The organism is Paenibacillus radicis (ex Gao et al. 2016), assembly GCF_014641555.1.
In the GTDB taxonomy this organism is placed as follows: Bacteria; Bacillota; Bacilli; order Paenibacillales; family Paenibacillaceae; genus Pristimantibacillus; species Pristimantibacillus radicis.
Genome location: NZ_BMHY01000011.1, coordinates 57,314 through 75,715, shown reverse-complemented (window position 1 = coordinate 75,715; position 18,402 = coordinate 57,314). Strand labels below are relative to the sequence as shown.

The 18,402-nt window shown below is 51.5% G+C and carries 15 protein-coding genes; 1 reads left to right on the top strand and 14 read right to left on the bottom strand.

The genetic code is table 11. From position 1 onward, the window contains the following. Window positions 1-664: 664 nt before the first annotated feature. Both IEX98_RS22855 and nagZ read right to left on the bottom strand, forming a co-directional pair. Window positions 665-2,047 carry an FAD-dependent oxidoreductase gene (locus tag IEX98_RS22855; RefSeq protein WP_188891995.1) on the bottom strand — a complete coding sequence of 461 codons (1,383 nt, stop codon included), beginning with the start codon at window positions 2,045-2,047 and terminating at the stop codon, window positions 665-667. A gap of 469 nt (window positions 2,048-2,516) precedes the next feature. Beyond that, window positions 2,517-3,758 carry a beta-N-acetylhexosaminidase gene (gene nagZ, locus IEX98_RS22850; RefSeq protein ID WP_188891827.1) on the bottom strand — a complete coding sequence of 414 codons (1,242 nt, stop codon included), beginning with the start codon at window positions 3,756-3,758 and terminating at the stop codon, window positions 2,517-2,519. 265 nt (window positions 3,759-4,023) lie between these two features. On the opposite strand from nagZ, the gene IEX98_RS22845 reads away from it, so the two are divergent. Next, on the top strand, window positions 4,024-4,959 hold the full coding sequence (locus tag IEX98_RS22845; RefSeq protein ID WP_229692346.1) for an NAD(P)/FAD-dependent oxidoreductase: 936 nt from the start codon (window positions 4,024-4,026) through the stop codon (window positions 4,957-4,959). A 62-nt stretch (window positions 4,960-5,021) separates the two neighbouring features. On the opposite strand, the gene IEX98_RS22840 is transcribed toward IEX98_RS22845, so the two are convergent. The 12 genes from IEX98_RS22840 to IEX98_RS22785 form a co-directional block, all read right to left on the bottom strand. After that, the gene (locus IEX98_RS22840; protein ID WP_188891823.1) at window positions 5,022-5,939 is read right to left on the bottom strand and encodes a DMT family transporter; all 918 of its coding nucleotides are present in this window, start codon (window positions 5,937-5,939) and stop codon (window positions 5,022-5,024) included. Beyond that, complete coding sequence (locus IEX98_RS22835; protein ID WP_229692339.1) at window positions 5,936-7,492, bottom strand: HAL/PAL/TAL family ammonia-lyase; 1,557 nt, start codon at window positions 7,490-7,492, stop codon at window positions 5,936-5,938. The genes IEX98_RS22840 and IEX98_RS22835 overlap by 4 nt, the downstream gene beginning before the upstream one ends. Beyond that, window positions 7,458-8,576 (bottom strand): DUF917 domain-containing protein, encoded by a 1,119-nt coding sequence (locus IEX98_RS22830; RefSeq protein ID WP_188891821.1) that lies wholly within the window; start codon window positions 8,574-8,576, stop codon window positions 7,458-7,460. The genes IEX98_RS22835 and IEX98_RS22830 overlap by 35 nt, the downstream gene beginning before the upstream one ends. A 116-nt stretch (window positions 8,577-8,692) precedes the next feature. Then, the gene (locus tag IEX98_RS22825; protein ID WP_188891819.1) at window positions 8,693-10,036 is read right to left on the bottom strand and encodes an LLM class flavin-dependent oxidoreductase; all 1,344 of its coding nucleotides are present in this window, start codon (window positions 10,034-10,036) and stop codon (window positions 8,693-8,695) included. Beyond that, a complete protein-coding gene (locus tag IEX98_RS22820) occupies window positions 10,033-10,587 on the bottom strand; it encodes a DUF427 domain-containing protein (RefSeq protein ID WP_188891817.1) in 555 nt (184 codons plus the stop codon). Before IEX98_RS22820 ends, IEX98_RS22825 begins: the two co-directional genes overlap by 4 nt. A 13-nt stretch (window positions 10,588-10,600) precedes the next feature. Next, a complete protein-coding gene (locus IEX98_RS22815) occupies window positions 10,601-11,428 on the bottom strand; it encodes a DUF427 domain-containing protein (protein ID WP_188891815.1) in 828 nt (275 codons plus the stop codon). 30 nt (window positions 11,429-11,458) lie between these two features. After that, window positions 11,459-12,394, bottom strand: coding sequence for an ABC transporter substrate-binding protein (locus tag IEX98_RS22810; protein ID WP_188891813.1), 936 nt, complete (start codon window positions 12,392-12,394; stop codon window positions 11,459-11,461). Next, window positions 12,391-13,083: an ABC transporter permease gene (locus IEX98_RS22805; protein WP_188891810.1), complete on the bottom strand. Its 693-nt coding sequence runs from the start codon at window positions 13,081-13,083 to the stop codon at window positions 12,391-12,393. The genes IEX98_RS22810 and IEX98_RS22805 overlap by 4 nt, the downstream gene beginning before the upstream one ends. 42 nt (window positions 13,084-13,125) lie before the next feature. Next, window positions 13,126-13,881: an ABC transporter ATP-binding protein gene (locus IEX98_RS22800; protein ID WP_188891808.1), complete on the bottom strand. Its 756-nt coding sequence runs from the start codon at window positions 13,879-13,881 to the stop codon at window positions 13,126-13,128. A gap of 765 nt (window positions 13,882-14,646) precedes the next feature. Beyond that, entirely contained in the window at window positions 14,647-15,786 is a 1,140-nt protein-coding gene (locus IEX98_RS22795) for a toxic anion resistance protein (RefSeq protein ID WP_188891800.1), read from the bottom strand. 27 nt (window positions 15,787-15,813) lie between these two features. Beyond that, window positions 15,814-17,499 (bottom strand): vWA domain-containing protein, encoded by a 1,686-nt coding sequence (locus tag IEX98_RS22790; protein WP_188891798.1) that lies wholly within the window; start codon window positions 17,497-17,499, stop codon window positions 15,814-15,816. A gap of 8 nt (window positions 17,500-17,507) precedes the next feature. Beyond that, window positions 17,508-18,245, bottom strand: a complete 738-nt coding sequence (locus IEX98_RS22785) for a hypothetical protein (RefSeq protein WP_188891796.1) — start codon at window positions 18,243-18,245, stop codon at window positions 17,508-17,510. Window positions 18,246-18,402 lie beyond the last annotated feature (157 nt).

Here is an 18,402-nt window from a genome sequence, read left to right as displayed (position 1 = left end):
GACCTGACCAGCTAGGCAGTTTGCGAATAGCGAAGCAATCTTCGCTACTCATGAACCTAGGTTCTCGAACAGCGAAGATTGCTTCGCTCGGCACCTAAACCAACTGCATCTCGCTGCTCCAGCGAAATTAGCTTCGCTCTATTGCGAAGCTGCTTCGCTCGGCAATTCAACTAACTTCAACTTCACCTTTTAAACCAACTAGTTTCGCTGCTGGGCAAAACTGCTTCGCCGACATGTTACTGGTAAGGACGCATACTGATGCGGTTGAGAGTTTTTTCGAAGGTAACCTGCCACTTTTGCTGTAACGAAGCGGATTCGCTAATTTGCGAAGCAATCTTCGCTGTACTGACCTGACCAGCTAGGCAGTTTGCGAATAGCGAAGTGATCTTCGCTACTCATGAACCTAGGTTCTCGTACAGCGAAGATTGCTTCGCTCGGCACCTAAACCAACTGCATCTCGCTGCTCCAGCGAAATTAGCTTCGCTCTATTGCGAAGCTGCTTCGCTCGGCATCTAAACCAACTGCATCTCGCTGCTCCAGCGAAATTAGCTTCGCTATTTTGCGAAGCTGCTTCGCTCAAAGGCTCCAGCAACCAGCTTACCTCCAACAAAAAGGAGGCTCTCTAATGAATCAGAGAGCCTCCTTTTCAAGCAAATCTGTTTACTTAAGCGACCTCAACCTTCGCTGGTTGAGCAGTTTGAGCTTGCTGCTCCCTTAGAAGCGCCATAGCCGCAAGTCCAGCGGTATTAAGCAAGTTCCATGGTTTGTTGTAATGCGGCTGGAAGAAGAAGTCGACGAAAGCAAGCTCCTGCACGGTCATCCGGTTGTGGATGCAGACCGACAGCGTATTAGCCGCCTGCGTCATGTCTGCCCTCGACATAATTTGAGCACCGACAATTCTGCCGTCATTCTCGAAAACAAGTTTAACCAGTACGTCTTCGTAAGTTGGCATAAATTCAGGACGGTTATTTTCTTGGATTGTGATTGTTTTCACATTCATGCCTGCAGCAAGTGCAGCAGCTTCAGTCATGCCAGTCGAAGCGATATTCCAGTCAAACAGCTTGATCGCCGATGTGCCTTGTGTACCTTGATATCGAACGATTGGCGTCAACAAATTCATCCCAACAAGCGTACCCATTCGAACCGCATTTGTAGCTAGCGGAATGTAAGCTGCTTTTCCAGTTGGGTTGTACCGAACCGCGCAGCTGTCGCCCGCCGCCATAACATCGGGATTGCTTGTGCGCATATAGTCGTCGACTAGAATTGCGCCGCCGGGAAGCATATCGACTTGACCCTTAAGCAAATCCGTTCCTGGACGGAAGCCGATGCAAAGCACGACCATATCCGTATCGAAGCTGCCGTTCGTCGTCAGCACTTTGTTCACTTTGCCATCTTCACCCTCAAAGCCCTTCACGGTTCTGCCCAGCGCCAGCTGTACTCCACGCTCCTGCAGCTCTTTGCCTGCCAAATCGGTAAATTCACGGTCCAAATACTTTGCCATCACACTGTCCATATTATCAATCAGCGTCACTTCTTTACCTTGATCGCGGAACGCTTCAACGAGCTCAATGCCGATATAACCCGCTCCAATAACAGTGATGTGCTGAGCATCGTTCGCACGGGCTATAATTTCACGGGCATGACCGTAGTTTTTGCAAAGCTGAATGTTGCCAAGCTCGATGCCTTCCATCTGTGGAATAATCGGCCACGAACCCGTTGTCATCACGAGTTTGTCATAATTGTCCTCGACCAGCTCACCAGTATCCAGGTTGCGGGCTTTCAGCGTTTTGGCTTTAACGTCTATCGCTAACACATCATGACGCATCCGGGTAAGAACACCAAGCTGAGCCAATTCTTCCGGGTTGCTGTAGAACAGTCCTCCTGCATCCTTAACGACGCCGCCTACATGCAGCGCGATGCCGCACGACAGAAACGAAATATTGTCATTACGCTCATACACGGTAACTTGCGCTTGCGGATATTGTGCGGCGATATTTTTGACAGCGGCGGTTCCAGCGTGCGTGCATCCAATTACAGCAATTTTCAATGTCATGATAATAGCCTCCTGTTTTGTGAAATAAATCACAATGTAGTTTGAAAAAAATGTCCAATCCCGAATCCAGCTAGCTTATGCCTTACTGCGCAATACTTTCAAGCAATTGTATTCGGGTACCTGCCCTGAAATTGCTGCTTGAACGAAGCCGATCAACCGGACAACTTTCTTGGCTGCGATGGGGGTGAGAACACTGTTTCAATCGTCATGTGAATTTAATCACAATGTTTTGATGTCTTTATCTTACACGGTACGAGCGCTTCTTGCAAGATGTCCGGCAAACAAATCCGCAATTGTCTGACTATTTGTGAATAAATGGTGACGCAGCGGTAAAACAAGCTCACGGAAGCATGCCTTCCCGCTGCGAACGTTATGCGCTAAAAGCTTGCTGCTTCAACCTTCCCGATCCCAGCTTGCTTCATTTCCGGGTCAAAAAGCTAGAGCTTCGCATCCGCTCCGAGCTTTACAGCTTATTAATCCACGCCTTGATCCGCGCATTCAGGTCCTTCAAATCCGGCACAGGGACGGTCTCGTCATTCAATTGGTAGCGCTGCTTCAGCGATAAAATACGGCGGACGCTCTTATCGATCTGTTCGATGGAGAGCTTGTTTTCCTGTATGCTTTTCAGAAGAGTATCCCGCACCTGCAGGGCATTATCGTAGCCATGGGCAATCAGCACGATATCACTCCCCGCTTGAACGGAATCGAGCGCAGCTTCGGCGAGTCCATAGTTTTTCGTAATCGCGCCCATCGTCAGATCATCGGTCATGACGACACCGTCATAGCCCATCTTTCCTCTGAGCACGTCCCCAATAATGGCGGCAGAAATGGAAGCCGGCTTGTCGGGGTCAAGATGCGGATACAAAATATGCGCGACCATGATGGCATCCGTCCGCTGCTCAATTGCCGCTTCGAACGGCAGCCATTCCAGCTTGGCAAGCTCCTCCCTCGTCTTGTTGACGACGGGCAGCTCCAAATGAGAGTCAACGGAGGTATCGCCATGGCCGGGAAAATGCTTGACGACCGGTATAATCCCGTTCTCTCGAATGCCTTTCATCTCCGCCATACCCATCCGGCTTACCAGCTCCGCTGTCGAACCAAATGACCGGCTGCCAATAATCGGATTCGCGGGATTGCTGTTCACGTCCAGAACGGGGGCAAAATTCATATTAAAGCCCGTCAGCTTCAGTTCCTCCGCCAGCAGCGTGCCCATCTCCTCAGCCAAAGCAGGATTATTCGTTGCACCAACCTTTTTACTGGATGGAATTGCGGTGAACGATTTCGGCATCCGGCTGACTTTACCGCCTTCCTGATCTACGCTGATCAGCAAAGGGACGGAATTCCCAGCATTGGCCTGCTTTAGCGCATTGACCAGAGCTACCATGCCTTGTAAATCCGAAATATTATTTCCGTATAAAATAATGCCGCCGATCCGCTCGTCTTTAATCATCTTGCTCGCTTCAGGATCGATAACTTTGCCGTCTATCCCGGCAATAATCATCTGACCAACCTTATCCTCCAGCGACATGTCAGCGATCTGCCGATCCAAAGGATCTTGTTCCACAGCTGTCGGGCTCGGCTTCGTTTCATTAGCCTGCGGGCGGGCGCAGCTTTGCATAAGCAGCATACATACTCCAATCAGCAAAACAACGCCAAGCTTGCCAAACCGGCGACGCGACTGTCTGTATGAACGTAATTGGTTCATGAGCCTATCTCCTCATCTATATAGATTGTACTAGTATGATTAATGAAAGGCCCATCCATACCCATCTGTCTATTAAGATGATATTCGATACAGATGCTCCAAACCCTATCGCAGCTGCACAAACATTGACAGCCATCTAGCGATAAGGTAACTTTATATACATAAATATATAAAATATGTACTTATTGAAGGAGAATGTTGCGTGACCACTGAACAACAAGATACATTCAAAGATATTACCATTATCGGCGGGGGCCCAGCGGGCATGTTTGCCGCTTTTTACGGAGGCATGCGTCAAGCCAGCGTTAAAATTATAGACAGTATGCCAGAGCTTGGCGGACAATTAACGGCCCTTTATCCGGAAAAGAACATTTATGACGTTGCCGGCTTTCCTCAAGTGACTGCCCAGCAGCTGGTCGATCAATTGAAACAGCAAATGAACTATTTTCCGGTGCAAGTGTGTTTAGACGAAAAGGTTCTGCAGGTCATTAAGAAGGACGAGCGCCATTTCGAGATTGTTACAGATAAAGAAACCCATTACAGCAGATCAGTCATCGTTACCGGAGGTGTCGGGGCATTCGAGCCGCGCCGTCTGGATCTGCCTCATGTGAAGCAATATGAGCGTACGAACCTGCATTACTTCGTCAGCAACCTTGAATCTTTTACGGGTAAAAGTGTAGTTATCAACGGCGGCGGCGATTCGGCGGTCGACTGGGCGCTGATGCTGGAGCCTGTGGCCAAAGAAGTGACGCTGATCCATAGACGGGACAAGTTCCGCGCCCATGAGCATAGCGTAGAGAAGCTTTTTAATTCGAAAGTAAATATCGTAACACCAGCTGAGATTACAGCTCTTCATGGTGACGAACAGATCGAGAGCCTGACGGTTACGTTTAATCAAACGAACGAAACGCGGGAAATTGCTTGTGATGCGCTGATCGTCAATTTTGGATTCATCTCTTCTCTTGGTCCGATTCTGGAATGGGGACTGGATATTCAGAACGGTTCGATCGTTGTGGATACGCGGATGGAGACAAGCATACCGGGTATTTTTGCAGCAGGCGACATTACGACCTATCCCGGAAAATTAAAGCTGATTGCCGTCGGGTTCGGCGAGGCGCCAACGGCTATCAACAATGCCAAAGTCTACTTAGACCCTGCCGCCAAGCTGTCGCCTGGACACAGCAGCAATATGAAACGCTAATCTAGCAACAACAAAAAGAACAGTGAGATACACAAGCTCATCTCACTGTTCTTCTCTAACCCCTAATTCTCCTCTGCAAGCACCGTTCCCTGCTCTAACGACTGTCTGCGCAGCATCGAACGGCTGGATACATAGACTCCCGCCAGTACAAGCACCCCACCCGCCAATTGAACGCCCCGGATAGGCTCACCTAAGATGAAATGTCCGGCCACGAGCGAAATGATCGGCGGAATATTCATGAACATCGCTGCCGTCCCTGGTCCAGTAGACGCAACCCCCTTCGTCCACAATAGACCGGAGTACATCGTGATTGCCCCCAACAGCAAAAACAACCCTGCCGTGCCCCAATTGAACGTCATGTAGGTCCGGCCTAGAGCCGCTTCTCCTGCAGCTAAGGGTGCCATAAGCATAATGCCAATTGGACATGCATACAGATTGATCGCCTGATTCGACATCGTGCGGGCGAGTACCGGTGTGAACAGCATGCCGACGGTCATCCCAAGCATAGCTAGGAGCAGAAAGAGATCGCCCAGCGACACTTGGAAGGAGGCGCCATGCAAGCCGATAATGACGACAACCCCGGCAAGGCCAAGCACGCCGCCAGCAATCTTTTCCCCGGTCATCCGCACAGCAAAAAACACTCTCTCCAGCAAGACGGCCACAAGCGGTGCAGCCGCATAAATCAACGAAGCGTTGGCAACCGAAGACAACTGCAGCCCCAAGTAGTACAAGGGCTGTTGAATAAACAAGCCGAATAGTGAGGAGGCAAGCAGCAGCAGCCATTCCTTGCGCGTCGGCCACCGCAGCCCGCCGTTCCCGAATAGCAGCGTAAGCGTAAACAGGGACGTGATGATCATCCGGCAAAAAGATAAAAAAACCGGTGAAAACGACTGCAGCAAATAGCCGCTGATCACGTAGCTGAAGCCCCAGAATATAGCGACGCCGCAAAGTCCGAGCATGACTCGATCAAGCTTTATCATGCTTCCGCCCCTTCCAGCAGGCGTCCCTCCTTAACCACATGGTAAGCCCGGTCGATGTCAACGGATATATCCCGGTCTGCACCGAGAAACGGAATTTCATCTCGAATTGCCCGGTAGACGGCCGCTGTCCTTCTTCCAAGCTTTAAATCTCCGCGAAGATCAATCGCTTGCACAGCATGAAGCGCTTCAATCGCGATAATATACCACAGCCGGTCAATGATCTCTCTCGTCTTCATAACGACGAATGGCGCATTCGCCGCATGATCTTCAATATCACCAGCCAACGCGTAATAGTCTGTCGATGCCGGGTTGATCAGATGGCGGATTTCCGCATCCAGCGAGGTAATGGTCTTCTGAGCCGTGCAATATCCGATCGAACGCTCTTCATCCGCAGTCAAAAACCGCGACAACCCGGTAAACGCCGGCGTTCCCAGCTTGATCGTCCGGTAGCAGGCGCTTTTGGATAGATGATGCAGCGCGCTTCCCAGCATTTCGAAGCCAAGTATCCAGGTGACCGGATCAAAGTTTGCGCAGGAGACGATCCTCCGCTCCTCCAGAAGTACGCATGGATTATCCTCTGAGCTATTCAAGTGGAGCTCCAGTTGCCCCTTCGCATAGCCCAACGCATCATAGGCCGCCCCATGAATCTGGCAAGCATCGCGGAAGCTAAGCGGGTCTTGAAGACTCTCCGTATCTGCATTCTCCCATAAGCTGCTGCCGAGAAGCGCCGCTCTGACACGGTTTGCGCTTCGCAGCTGTCCCGGATACGGACGCGCCAGATGCACGCCTTCCTCCAGCGGACTTACGTTGCCGCGGATCGCTTCCAGCGACAGAGCGTACACCAGATCGGCCGTTTCAAGCAGTGCTTCACATTCCTGCAGGGCAAGCGCGCCCATTCCGGCAGACAAAGCATTAGATGAGACGATAGCCAGACCGTCCTTGGGACCGAGAGCGAGCGGCGCAAGTCCAGCCTGCCGGAGCGCTTCGCCTGCCGCCAGCCGTTTGCCGGACCACTCCACTTCTCCCTCCCCAATCATCGCCAGGCCCAGATGTGAAATGGTCGTAATATCGGCGGCCCCCACCGATCCGCGAAGAGGCAGCTTCGGGTGAATCCCCTGATTTAGAAACTCCGCATAGCGCTCTGCAACTGCCGGATCGATGCCGGAGCGGCCAGGCAGCAGCGTGTTCAGTCTGGCCAGCATGACAGCCCTTGTCTCTGCAACTGAAGCGTAAGGCGCCACTCCTGCACTGTGAGACAGAATCAAATTTCGATTGAAGCGCTCGAAAAACGTCTTCCCAATTACCTTGTCCTTGTTCCAGCCGACCCCGCGGTTTAGTCCATAAATCGGGATATCCTGCTCGGCCAGCTCGAACACAAGCTTGCGCGAAGCTTCCAGCCGTTGCCGCGCCGTTTCACTGATCCGCACAGCACGCCCGTTGACGGCTACCTCATGCAACTGCTCCACAGTCAGAGTTCCGCCGTCCAGCACAAGCGGATCACTCAATACCTCTACACGATCATGCATGGGCGGAAACAACCGTCGCCGGTTCATCCTCCAGCGCATACTTCAACAATTCAATACCAAGCGCTTTCTCAACTTCCGGGTATACGGACGGGTCCTTTACGCTGGAGCTAAGCGGCAGAAGCGATTTGTCGATAACAAAAACGCCGATGCGCTGACCTTCCTCGATATGGCCAACACTGACAGGTAGGCCTGTGTCGAGATTGAACGTCGTAATAACGTCGGGAAAGGTGCTCACCCTCGTCCCCTCTTGATCCTCCACCGCCATATATTCATTCATAACGTGCAGCTTAAGCTTCTTCTTGCCTTTCTCTACCTCAATCGTGCCGATATCGAAAGCTCCCGAATAGCTCACATCCTTCTTGACTACCTTGCCTTTGCCCACAAATCTCCCGCCTGTCTTGCGGCAAATCGTCTTCAAAACCTGTTCCGGCCCTTGCGGCTCCGCGTCGATAATTGCCCTGCCAAGATCAATCGCAATAGAGACACCGCCAAGCGCCGCATGCTCCTTCACATATTTCGCAGGCAGCGGATGACGTGCAGCCGCAATGAAACCGCCCGCCATATCAGATGCCGTACGAAGGATGTTCGACGTGCGCGCCGGCGTACCTTTTACAGTAAGCTCAATGTAGGAGCCAAGCTCCGGCTTGCCCCCGGCAACCGCCTGAATCGTCTCGAAGTCTGTACGGGAGGCAAGCCCCAGCGAGCCCATTTTCCCCGTCGGATGTGCCCGGATATCTCCCGTCGCATCGACAACAACCAGTCCTAGTGCAGCTGCCGGCAGCCAGCCGTTGATCGAGCTCGACATGCCGTTTTGCGGCGTCATAACGCCGACTATTTTACCATCGTATTGTTCAAACAGCAGTTGGACCGCTCGCACATAATCCTTGCCAAGCATCTGCCAATCCGTGCCTGCCGGAGCACCAATCGCTGTACAAGTTATGATGATCGCGTCATCCGGCAGCTCATCCGCCGATACCAGCTTTGGCCTGCCCAGCGCCACCGCCGCGTTGCCGATCTCCAAACCGTGTTCTACCCATCCGCCGCCTCCGGACGCAAACACCGAGCCGCCCTTAACGGCAGCAATCACATCGTCTTTCGTTAATTCACGCATGATAAGCCTCCTGAATGTATGATTGATAATACGAGAAATATTGCAATCGCGGGACAAAGAGCACGCTGGAGCTGGGAAGCCCCGGCGTGCTCTTCTTTGTATGCTGTCTTGTCAGCTTATCCGACCGGCGCCGACGCGAAGCTGTTCTGCGGACGCTTGAAGCCAAGCGTATCGCGCAGCGTTCCCTCCGGGTACTCCGTACGGAACAAGCCCCGGCGTTGCAGCTCCGGCACAACTAAATTGACAAAGTCATCAATGCCTGCAGGCAGATGCGGGAATCCGATAATAAATCCATCTGCGGCTCCATTCGTAAACCATTGCTCCAGCTCGTCGGCAATCTGCTCCGGCGTGCCTGCAATCGCGCGATTGTTGATTCGCTTGTACAATTGGCGAATGGTTAGCTGCGGCTCCGCCTCCAAAATCGTAATAATCCGCTTCAGCCCGCTTTTGCTCTGATTAAAGCCCTCCAGCTCTGGGGTGAAAGGCAGCGGCTCATCCAGCGGGAAGCCGGAAATGTCTCTGCCCAAATAGTGCGACAGCAAATCCAGCCCAAGCCGTTCCGGCGTCAGCTCCTCGACCTCTGCGAGCAGCGCCTTCGCCTCTTCCTCTGTCGACGCGATGACCGGCATGAAGAACGGCAATATTTTCAGCTCTTCCGGCTTGCGACCGTATTTAGCCAATCGACCTTTCAGGTCGTTGTACAAAGCCTGGCCCTCCTCCAACGTTCCCTTCGGGGCAAACACCACTTCGGCCGTCGCTGCCGCAACTTCCTTCCCGGCTTCTGAAGCGCCCGCCTGAATGAGTACCGGATAACCTTGTGGAGGACGACTGACGTTCAGCGGGCCGCGAATGTTGAAGAACTTCCCTTTGAAGTCCACATTGTGCAGCTTATCCTTATCGGCAAATACGCCGCTTTCCTTATCGAGCGTCAGCGCGTCATCTTCCCAACTGTCCCAGAGCCCTTGCGTCGCGTCGACAAACTCCCGGGCTCGTTCATAGCGGGTCTCATGCTGCAGATGCTTCTCCTGACTAAAGTTGCGTGCCTCTTCGTCCGTCTGTGAAGTGACGATATTCCACGCTGCGCGGCCGCCGCTCAAATGATCGAGCGAAGCCAGCTTGCGGGCGATATGGTAGGGCTCGTTGTAGGTGGTGGAAATCGTCGCTGCCAAGCCGATATGCTTCGTAGCAGCAGCGAGCGCCGACAGCAGCGTGAACGGTTCGGGACGAATGCTGTTGGCCTGGGCGATGCCGGATTCGAAGCGGTCCCAGACATAAAGCTCATCGGCGTAGAAAAACATATCGAATTTCCCGCGCTCCGCCGTTTGCACAATCTCTTTGTAATGGTCAAAATTCAACGATCCCGCTGCATTCGACTTCGGATGTCTCCAACTGGAGATATGCTCTCCCGTTGGAAAAAACATCATCGCTCCCAGCGATAGTTGGCGTTTCGTTTCACTCATTGGACTAACTCCTCCTCTTCCTTAATCCCGTTATCATAGATTGACAGCAGCCGGTCTTCGATGGGCTGTTCATTATGAAGCCATTCGTCCACGCGATCCCAATAAAAGGCCAAGTAGCCGCGAATCGACGCACTATCGGCGGATGACTCCTGGTAGCTCCAAACCGCATTGCGGGCTACCTGACCACCCGCATGAATGGACCAGTACGAGGCATTTCCTTTGTATTGGCACAGTGTCCGGGTATCGGTTGGCTGAAGCAGCTCCTGGCGCACATCGTCGGGCGGAAAATAGACGGCCGGCGGACGTTCCGCCTCCCGAAACAACACCGCCCGTGCACTATCAGCGATCGTCTCGCCGCCAAACCGTACCCGAAGCCGCCCGCCGAATTGCTCAATTCGCATATCCGAACCGCAAAACGGGCAATTGTCTAGCTTAATGACAGTGCGTGTGCTGCCGGTACCGAGTGTTTCCGGCCCCGAGCCAGAGCCAGAGGCATCGACAGGCGACATTCGTTGAATCAACCGCCGCCCTTCTTCTGAATGGATATCCATATTTCAGCCTCCTTTACGCGATGTGAAGCCGGATGCTGTCCAGCACCGAACGTTCGGACTTAGCTACAACTTCAAGCTCGCCATCCACGTAGATCTGCACGCGTTCGTTATAGAAGGAAAGTCTTCCTTCAATCGCTTTCGCTGCTGCAATGGGCTCGTTATAGCGCCAAATCAAATCCTTATGCTCCGTACCGGCGACTTGAACGGAATGGTAGGCAGCTATCCCTTTGTAAGGGCAGCGGGTCACGGTGTCGGACGAGAGCAGATACTCGCTGTTCACATCCGCTTCCGGCAAGTAATACCGGACAGGCTGGCCGGTTTCGAACGAAATGACCGGGCTGCGGCTCTCTGCAACCGTCACGCCGTCCAGCTCAACCCGGATATGACGGGTCGAAGCCAGAAAGTCTACCCGTTTATACGGATCACGCGGGTGGACGAACACCTCTTCCTCCTCTTCAAACCATTGATCGACTCTGTCCCAATAGAAAGCGATATAGCCTTCCAGCCCTTTGCTCTCCGGGATCGCCTCCGGGTAGCTCCAAGCTGCGTTCTCCGAGATACGCCCGCCGGCTTGGATCGTCCAATAGGAAGCATCGCCCTTCAATGGGCAATGCGTGCTATGATCGGTTGATTCTAGCAAATCGAAGCGAACATCTTCCCGCGGAAAATAATAGACGGGCAGATGGCCGCGCTCATGCACGATAAGCGCCTTTACGCTTTCGGCCACTGTCTCGCCGCCGAAGCGGACGCGAATTTTTCGCGGGGTGGGTTGAATAAGTACGCGCACAGTACGGATTGCTGGTTCTGCTGCCGGTTTGTTTTCTACAACTTGATCACTCATGAGAAACACTCCTTTTCGATTTGGAATTTCTTATTTTTGTTTAATAAGTCCTTTTTCCTCGAGCCAGGCTCTCGCTACGTCTACCGGTTTTTTCTTCCCGCTTTCGACCTCATCGTTGAGCTTCTGCATCGTGCTCTCCGAGATTTGTCCGCTTAGCTTATTCAACACCTCCTTTAGCTCCGGATGAGCCTTCAACACCTCACTGCGGATAAGCGGTGCAGCGTAATACGGTACGAAAATCCGCTTGTCGTCATCCAGAACAACCAGATCATTCGCCGCGATGCTTCCATCCGTCGAGTAGACGAGAATCGCATCCGCTTCTTTTCGCTTGATCGTCTGGACTTGAAGCGAACGGTCCGAGATGCCTTTCAGCTGCTTGAACTTAATGCCGTAAGCTTTCTTCGCCTGTACGTAGCCGTCCGGGCGCGTCTCGCTCTCGACGAGCGGAACTGCGGTGAAGATAAGCTCGCCCGCATGCTCAGCAAGCTGCGTGATGTTGGTAATGCCGTACTGTTCTGATATTTCACGGCGCACTGCGAGCGCATATGTATTATTGAAGCCAAGCGGCTCAAGCAGCGACAAATTTTCTTTTTCTTGCAATTGCTGCTTCACTTTGTCGTATACGACCTGCGGATCGTATTCCGGTTGTTGCTTCAGAATGTTGATAAGGGCAGTTCCGGTGTACTCCACAAACAGATCTACGTCGCCTTTTTTCGTTGCCTCCCAGAGCAGGTTGTTGTCCAGCTTAATCGTCTCGACCTTCAGGTCCGTATCATTCTCAACGACCAGCTTCAGCACCTGCTGCAGAATGTCAGATTCCGTAAAGCCTTTCGTCGCGATCACAATCTTGGAGGAGCCGGAACCCGAGCCTGAGCTGGAGCAAGCGGCAGTCACCGCCATTAAGGCAATTAGCAAAGACAGTAACGCTGATTTTCTTATCAATCGTGCAGATAACCATTTTTTCATAGTGCAGCTCTCCTTTTTTTGGCGTGGGTGTTAATACTGACAGTTGTTTTCTTATCGCTTAAACCTTTGGGAGTCAGCCAGCGGTTCAATTGCAGCAGCAAAATGTTAATCAGAATGACCAGCAGTGACACTGGGATCGCGCCCAGCATAATCGTCGGCGTGTCCATCATGCTCATTCCGTTGGTAATGATGTCCCCAAGACCGCCTGCTGCGATATAAGTGGCGATGGTCGCCATACTGATGGTCTGTACCGCAACGAGCCGGACGCCTGCCATAATAACGACTCTTGCAATCGGAAGCTGGACGATCCATAGCAGCTGCCAGCGCGTCATGCCAAGACCCTTCCCCGCTTCAATCAGCGCCGGGTTCACGCCGTTAATGCCTACATACGTGTTTTGTAAAATCGGCATGAGTGCGTACAGCGTTAATGCGAAAATCGCAGGCTTTGGACCGATGCCCAGCAGCGGGATCATAAAGCCGAATAACGCCAGGCTCGGTATCGTCTGGATCACCGATACGGTTGTGATGACGGAATTTGCGAGCCGCCGGTGAGCCGACAGGTAGATGCCGAGCGGGATGGCGATCAGGCAAGCCAATACGACGGACACAAGCGATAAGTAAATGTGTTCCTGGGTTTTTTCCAATATCACTTCCCAGCTCGCCTGAAAGGTCGTCCATAGTTGATGCATGTGCTTCTCTCCTTCAATGAGATTAATAGCGGAGCGTCCGTTCTAAATGCTGTAAGCGAGCGGGAACCTTTCCTGCCCCAGAAACTCCCTGACGAATTCATGCGCTGGCCTCTCCAGCAGCTCCTTCGGCGAGCCTTGCTGGATCACTTGCCCTGCCTTCAACAGGACGACGACATCTGCGATTTTAAGCGCCTCGTCAATGTCGTGGGTGACGAATACGATTGTCTTCCGCACCTGCTCATTAAGCTTGATCAGCTCTTTTTGGAGCTGAACGCGGCTGATCGGATCAAGAGCGCTGAATGGTTCGTCCATCAAAATGATAGATGGATTAGCGGCAAGTGCTCGCGCAACGCCGATCCTTTGCTGCTGCCCGCCGCTCAGTTCATGAGGGTAACGCCCGCGGTATTGCTCGGGTTCGAGTCCGATCAATTGCAGCAGTTCTGCTGTTCTCGCGACAAGATGCTCTTTCTTCTCTCCCTTCAGCCGGGGAACGATTGAAATGTTCTGCTCCACCGTCATATGGGGAAACAATCCAATCTGCTGAATGACATAGCCGATGCTCCTCCTCAGCTCCACCGGGTTAAGCTCGCCAATGTCTTGCTGGCCCAGCAGCACGCTTCCTGCTTCCGGCTCGATCAGCCGGTTAATCATCTTCAGCAGCGTTGTTTTGCCGCAGCCGGACGGGCCGATAATCGTTACAATCTTCTCCTTCGGAATGACCAGATTGAAATTTTCAAGCACGTTGCCCGAACCATAGTTTTTCGTTACCTGTTGAAACTCGACTGCTGCTTGGCCCATACGATCACACTGCCTTCCATAGTTAAATAGAACTATACACATGCGAATAGTTGGTATAGTTATAAAATAAAAAGGCCTTATTCTCCCTAAAGGGAAAATAAGACCTCTTTTTGTCAAGTGAGTCTTAATTTTTATTATATTGTGATAATGAATTCCTGTAACGCAATATTATATCGGATCGTTTGCTTTGTCAACAGCAATTTTCAACTATTTCTATCGGAATTAATTCAATAAGAAAAAGCCGCGCTATGCGCGGCTCTGATTGACGACAAAGGCGAGCGGGCGAAGGAATGGCGGGCGGAAATCAGCGTGGATGACCATGTACAGGAAGTGCTGGGGACGGCCAAGCAAGGACAAGGCTAATAAAGGAGGTTGATAGTGAGACCTCCTGGTTGAAGAAGCCTCGAGCGGCTTATGCCGCTTCGGGGCTTCTTTTTTTTGCAAATGGCTTTTCCTGCGCCATTCGGCGATTCCTTGAGCAGGGTTTGTTTGCGCATAAGACCCTCAAAGGGTCTTATCGCGTTGTATTTGCCCTGACAGGAGGTCATTAAGACCCTCGCGGGGTCTTATCGAGTGGACCCGACGGCCAAACAGCCATTTAAAGCAGGGTTTATTTGCGCATAAGACCCTCAGAGGGTCTTATCGTGTTGTATTTGCCCTGACGGGAGGTTATTAAGACCCTCACGGGGTCTTATTAAGAGTACCGAAGGCCACACGCAGAAAAAAGAAAAAGCCGCGCTATGCGCGGCTTCCCTTCTTCTTCGATTACAGCCCAAGCCGATGTCCCCGCTCGAGGCGTACAATTTGCTTCTCGCCTTTATCGGCCAGTTCCCGGAACTGGTCGATTGTATCCCGCATTTTCGGCAAAGCTTCCTGCTTATAGGCGCTAATGGAATCCAACGCGGACAGTACATCCGTGAAGGCTTGCTTCAACGTATCGACGGAGATGCTGGCTTCCAGCGCTTGCTTATGAATCGCAGCCCCTTGCGAGCTAAGCATTTTAGACGTATTCGCTATTAGTTCATTCGTCGTTTGATTCAGCATCTCAATCTTTTTCAGCACAATCTTCTGATTATACAGCGCGCCGGCTACCGTTACGGAAATTTTCAGCGCCGATACCGTGACGTTTTTCGCCCGGTCCACACCGCGAATCAGCTCTTTGTTGTTCCGAATGACAACTTCGATCGCCATAATGCCTTGCTGGTTGACGACCAGCATCTGCTGCATATCCATCACCCGCTGACGCATCGGGAACAATACTTCTTCCGTAATGAAGCGGATTTTCTCCGGTTCCTCGCTGCGCAATTTTGCCGCTTCAATCTGGGATTCAATCGATTCGTCCATCATGACGCCAAGCTGAATTTCCTTTTGCAGCTTTTTCGTCAAATCCCGAAGCAGCTGCTGCTCAATTTCGAGTGTTGTATTGTCATTCTTAAGTGTTGACTTGCCTTTGTCGAGCGAGATAACGATATCCGCGATAATGCCGTCAGCTTTTTGATACTTGAGGAAATAAGCGCGCAGCGGGTTGAACAGCTTGCCCAGAATTCCAGTCTTGGTGAAATCGATCGCACTCGGGTCAAGATCCTTCAGTTGAATGTGAAGTTCCGCCAAACCTCGCGCGACCTGACCGCCATCTTCTCCGGTTTTGGCAAGATTGCCTACCGAGACTTGCAGCAAAGCATTCTTATCCGAGGAAGTACGCATCGTATTTAGGCCAAAGGTATCAATCGATTTCAGAATGTCTCTGCGCTTCTCCAACGATTCGATATCAAGCGCCATAATAGCTGCTACATTCGTCTCAGCTGCTTCTTTCAGCTTTAATACTTCCTCAGGAACAGGCTTCACCTGCTCCTCTATCGCTGTCTTAATTTCTGCTTCGCTTGGCAATTCCATTGTAAATGACATCCTGCCATCCCCCATTCTAGTTATGAACTACATTTGTACGTTGAATAAGTTGCCGATTTTGTAGACGACATCATCGGTATCGGCATTAATGCTAGCCGCCTCATTGATGCTGGAAATGCTTTGAAGCGCCTTAATGTTGGCATTGTATCCGATCGTGTAGATCGGCACCTTGTACGTCTCAATCAGACCCTTAATATCCTTGAGCGAATAGCCTTCATTCGTCTCACCGTCGCTCAGGACGAAAATGATCGGCTTCGTATTTGGGTTGATAGCCAGCTCATCCTCCAGCATTTTCATCGCCACAACGATGCCGTCAAACGTAGCGGTCCCCCCGCTTGCTTGCAGACTGTTCACTGCGCCGACGAACATGGACTGCTGGTTCGTATCGTACTTCGCAATAGGAAGATTGACCGTAACGCTGCTCGAATAGGAAACAAGGCCTATGCTGTTGTCTTTGCCCAAATATTTCTGGCCTTTGATCAGCGACTCTTTCAGGCGGTTAAGCGGTTCGCCGGCCATACTGCCGGAGACGTCGGTTACGAAGACGGCCGTGATTGGTTTGCCGCCGTTTTTCTTCTCTTTCCACAGCTTCTGGGCTGAGGACAAGAGACTGCCGTTCACCGTCGCCAGCTCCGATTGGTAATCATTAAGAAGATTGAATCCCTTCGTCTTAGCATCCGTTTGATACTTCTCCTGCTCAACAAATTCGGCAAACTTCTTAATAATATTCTGCTTCGCCTTCGGCAAGTCGCCCAGCGCGTACAACGGACTGTCATGCCTTACGCCAAAAGGTGTAAACACATAGCCGTTCTTCAAATCGTCTGCGTTGAAATACGTCTGGTATTCCAATACAAACCCATCGAGCATACCGGACTTCGCTGCATCCCGCATTTGAATCGTCGTCGATGCGATGAACGGCACGTTCGCCTGGAACTGTTCAAATCCTTGAACGGCTTTCGCGCCCAATAGATCATTGCTGTCGAACGTATTAAGGGCCGTTACGAGAAAGTTCAATCCCGTAGAGCTGGCAAATGGGTCTGTATAACCCATAGAGAACTCATTGTTCGAGATCGCCTCCGTAACCGTCTTGACGTTTACCGCGCCATACTTATCGATTAACGCATCGTATTTGACCTTGGAGATGACGATCCCCGGCACATTGCCGACAAGACGCTTGGAAACAAGCTGTGTCTTTACTCCGCTCGCCTTGACCATTTCCCCCCACAGCTCATTGGAAGGAGTGAACGCGTCCGGTACGTATTTGCCTGATTTAATAAAGTCGGTCGCCGTCCCGGAAGCGATATTCCGCAATTTGACCGACACCTTTTTGCCGTCAATCGTTATGTTCGCTTTATTGAACTCCGTCGCTACATCGGTCAGCCACCCGTCGACGCCCGTACCGCCTTTCTCAATCGATGAGAAAATTTCGACGAACTGATCAGTCGTGTTGTTCACCGTAATCGGAAACTTCGATATATCCGGAAGCGACTCCGCAATATCGGCCGGGTTCAGGTCGATTTGCCCTTTAACCGGCGTATCGGTTGATACCGAAATATTGGAATACAGCTTGTTTAAACGTTTGCCCGCATCCTCGGAGGCTACCTCCGTCTTGGTTTTTCCCAGATTAGAAGTCAGATTGACCCCCACAAAAACAATTATGAATACAACAACCAACATAATGCCGGATAGCAGAAGAAATTTGCTCTTTTTCATGCTGCACCTCACTGTTTATAAAATTTAGTTTGCTTAATCAACGAATCGATCTCCTGTATGCAAGGCATATTCTCGATATCCCCGGGCTCAAAGCTGTCCAGTCGGGATATTTCCAGCAGCAGCTTATCCAGCTTCAATAAAATTTCCTCGTTAGTGCCGATGGAGCTTTTTATGTAGGACAAGTAGTCGTTGTATACGTCCACCTTCGCCTGGATGAGTTCCCGTGAAAACGTTGCCGGTTTCTGAGTCATTACCCGCTTGAATTCCGTCTCATCAAACAACTGAAGCCGGCTCAGCATGCTGCGGATATTGAGATAAAACAACTTCTCCACCTCGTACGTGACGGAAGCGAATTTTTTGTAGCTGAGCTCAGACGCATCGAATCTTTGGTCCAGGACGTTCAGCAGCGTATCCTTTTTCTTCCGGATCCGGTCCAGCTGCTCCAAGGAAACGTCAACATCTTCCTCAAGCACCTTGATCCGCTTATAGGCAGCCAGCGATTCTACATATTCCTCGTGCGTAGCGATCTCCTTAACAGGCAATACAACCGGCTGCTTGAACAGCAAGGCATAACTGCCGTAAATGATGACAAGCGCGCTTGCCAGCAGCAGCGTGACCCCAATGGCCGTCGAAAGTGCCGTCCCGCCAATTGTGATTCCCAGTAAACCGGGCGATAGCACGTAAATATCTAGTGCTGCCACCGCAGCGATGATTACCAGCAGCTTGATATATTTGCTCGTCGACAAAACTTACACCTCCCCTGCCCATACGGAATACACATTTTTCTATTGGATTATTCCTGCAATCGTGAAAAAAGAATGGGGCCCATTCAACGTTCTTCATAACTAATACTAATCATTACGTTGCATTTCCTGAATCGGTTACAATCCGGCCCCTCATTAC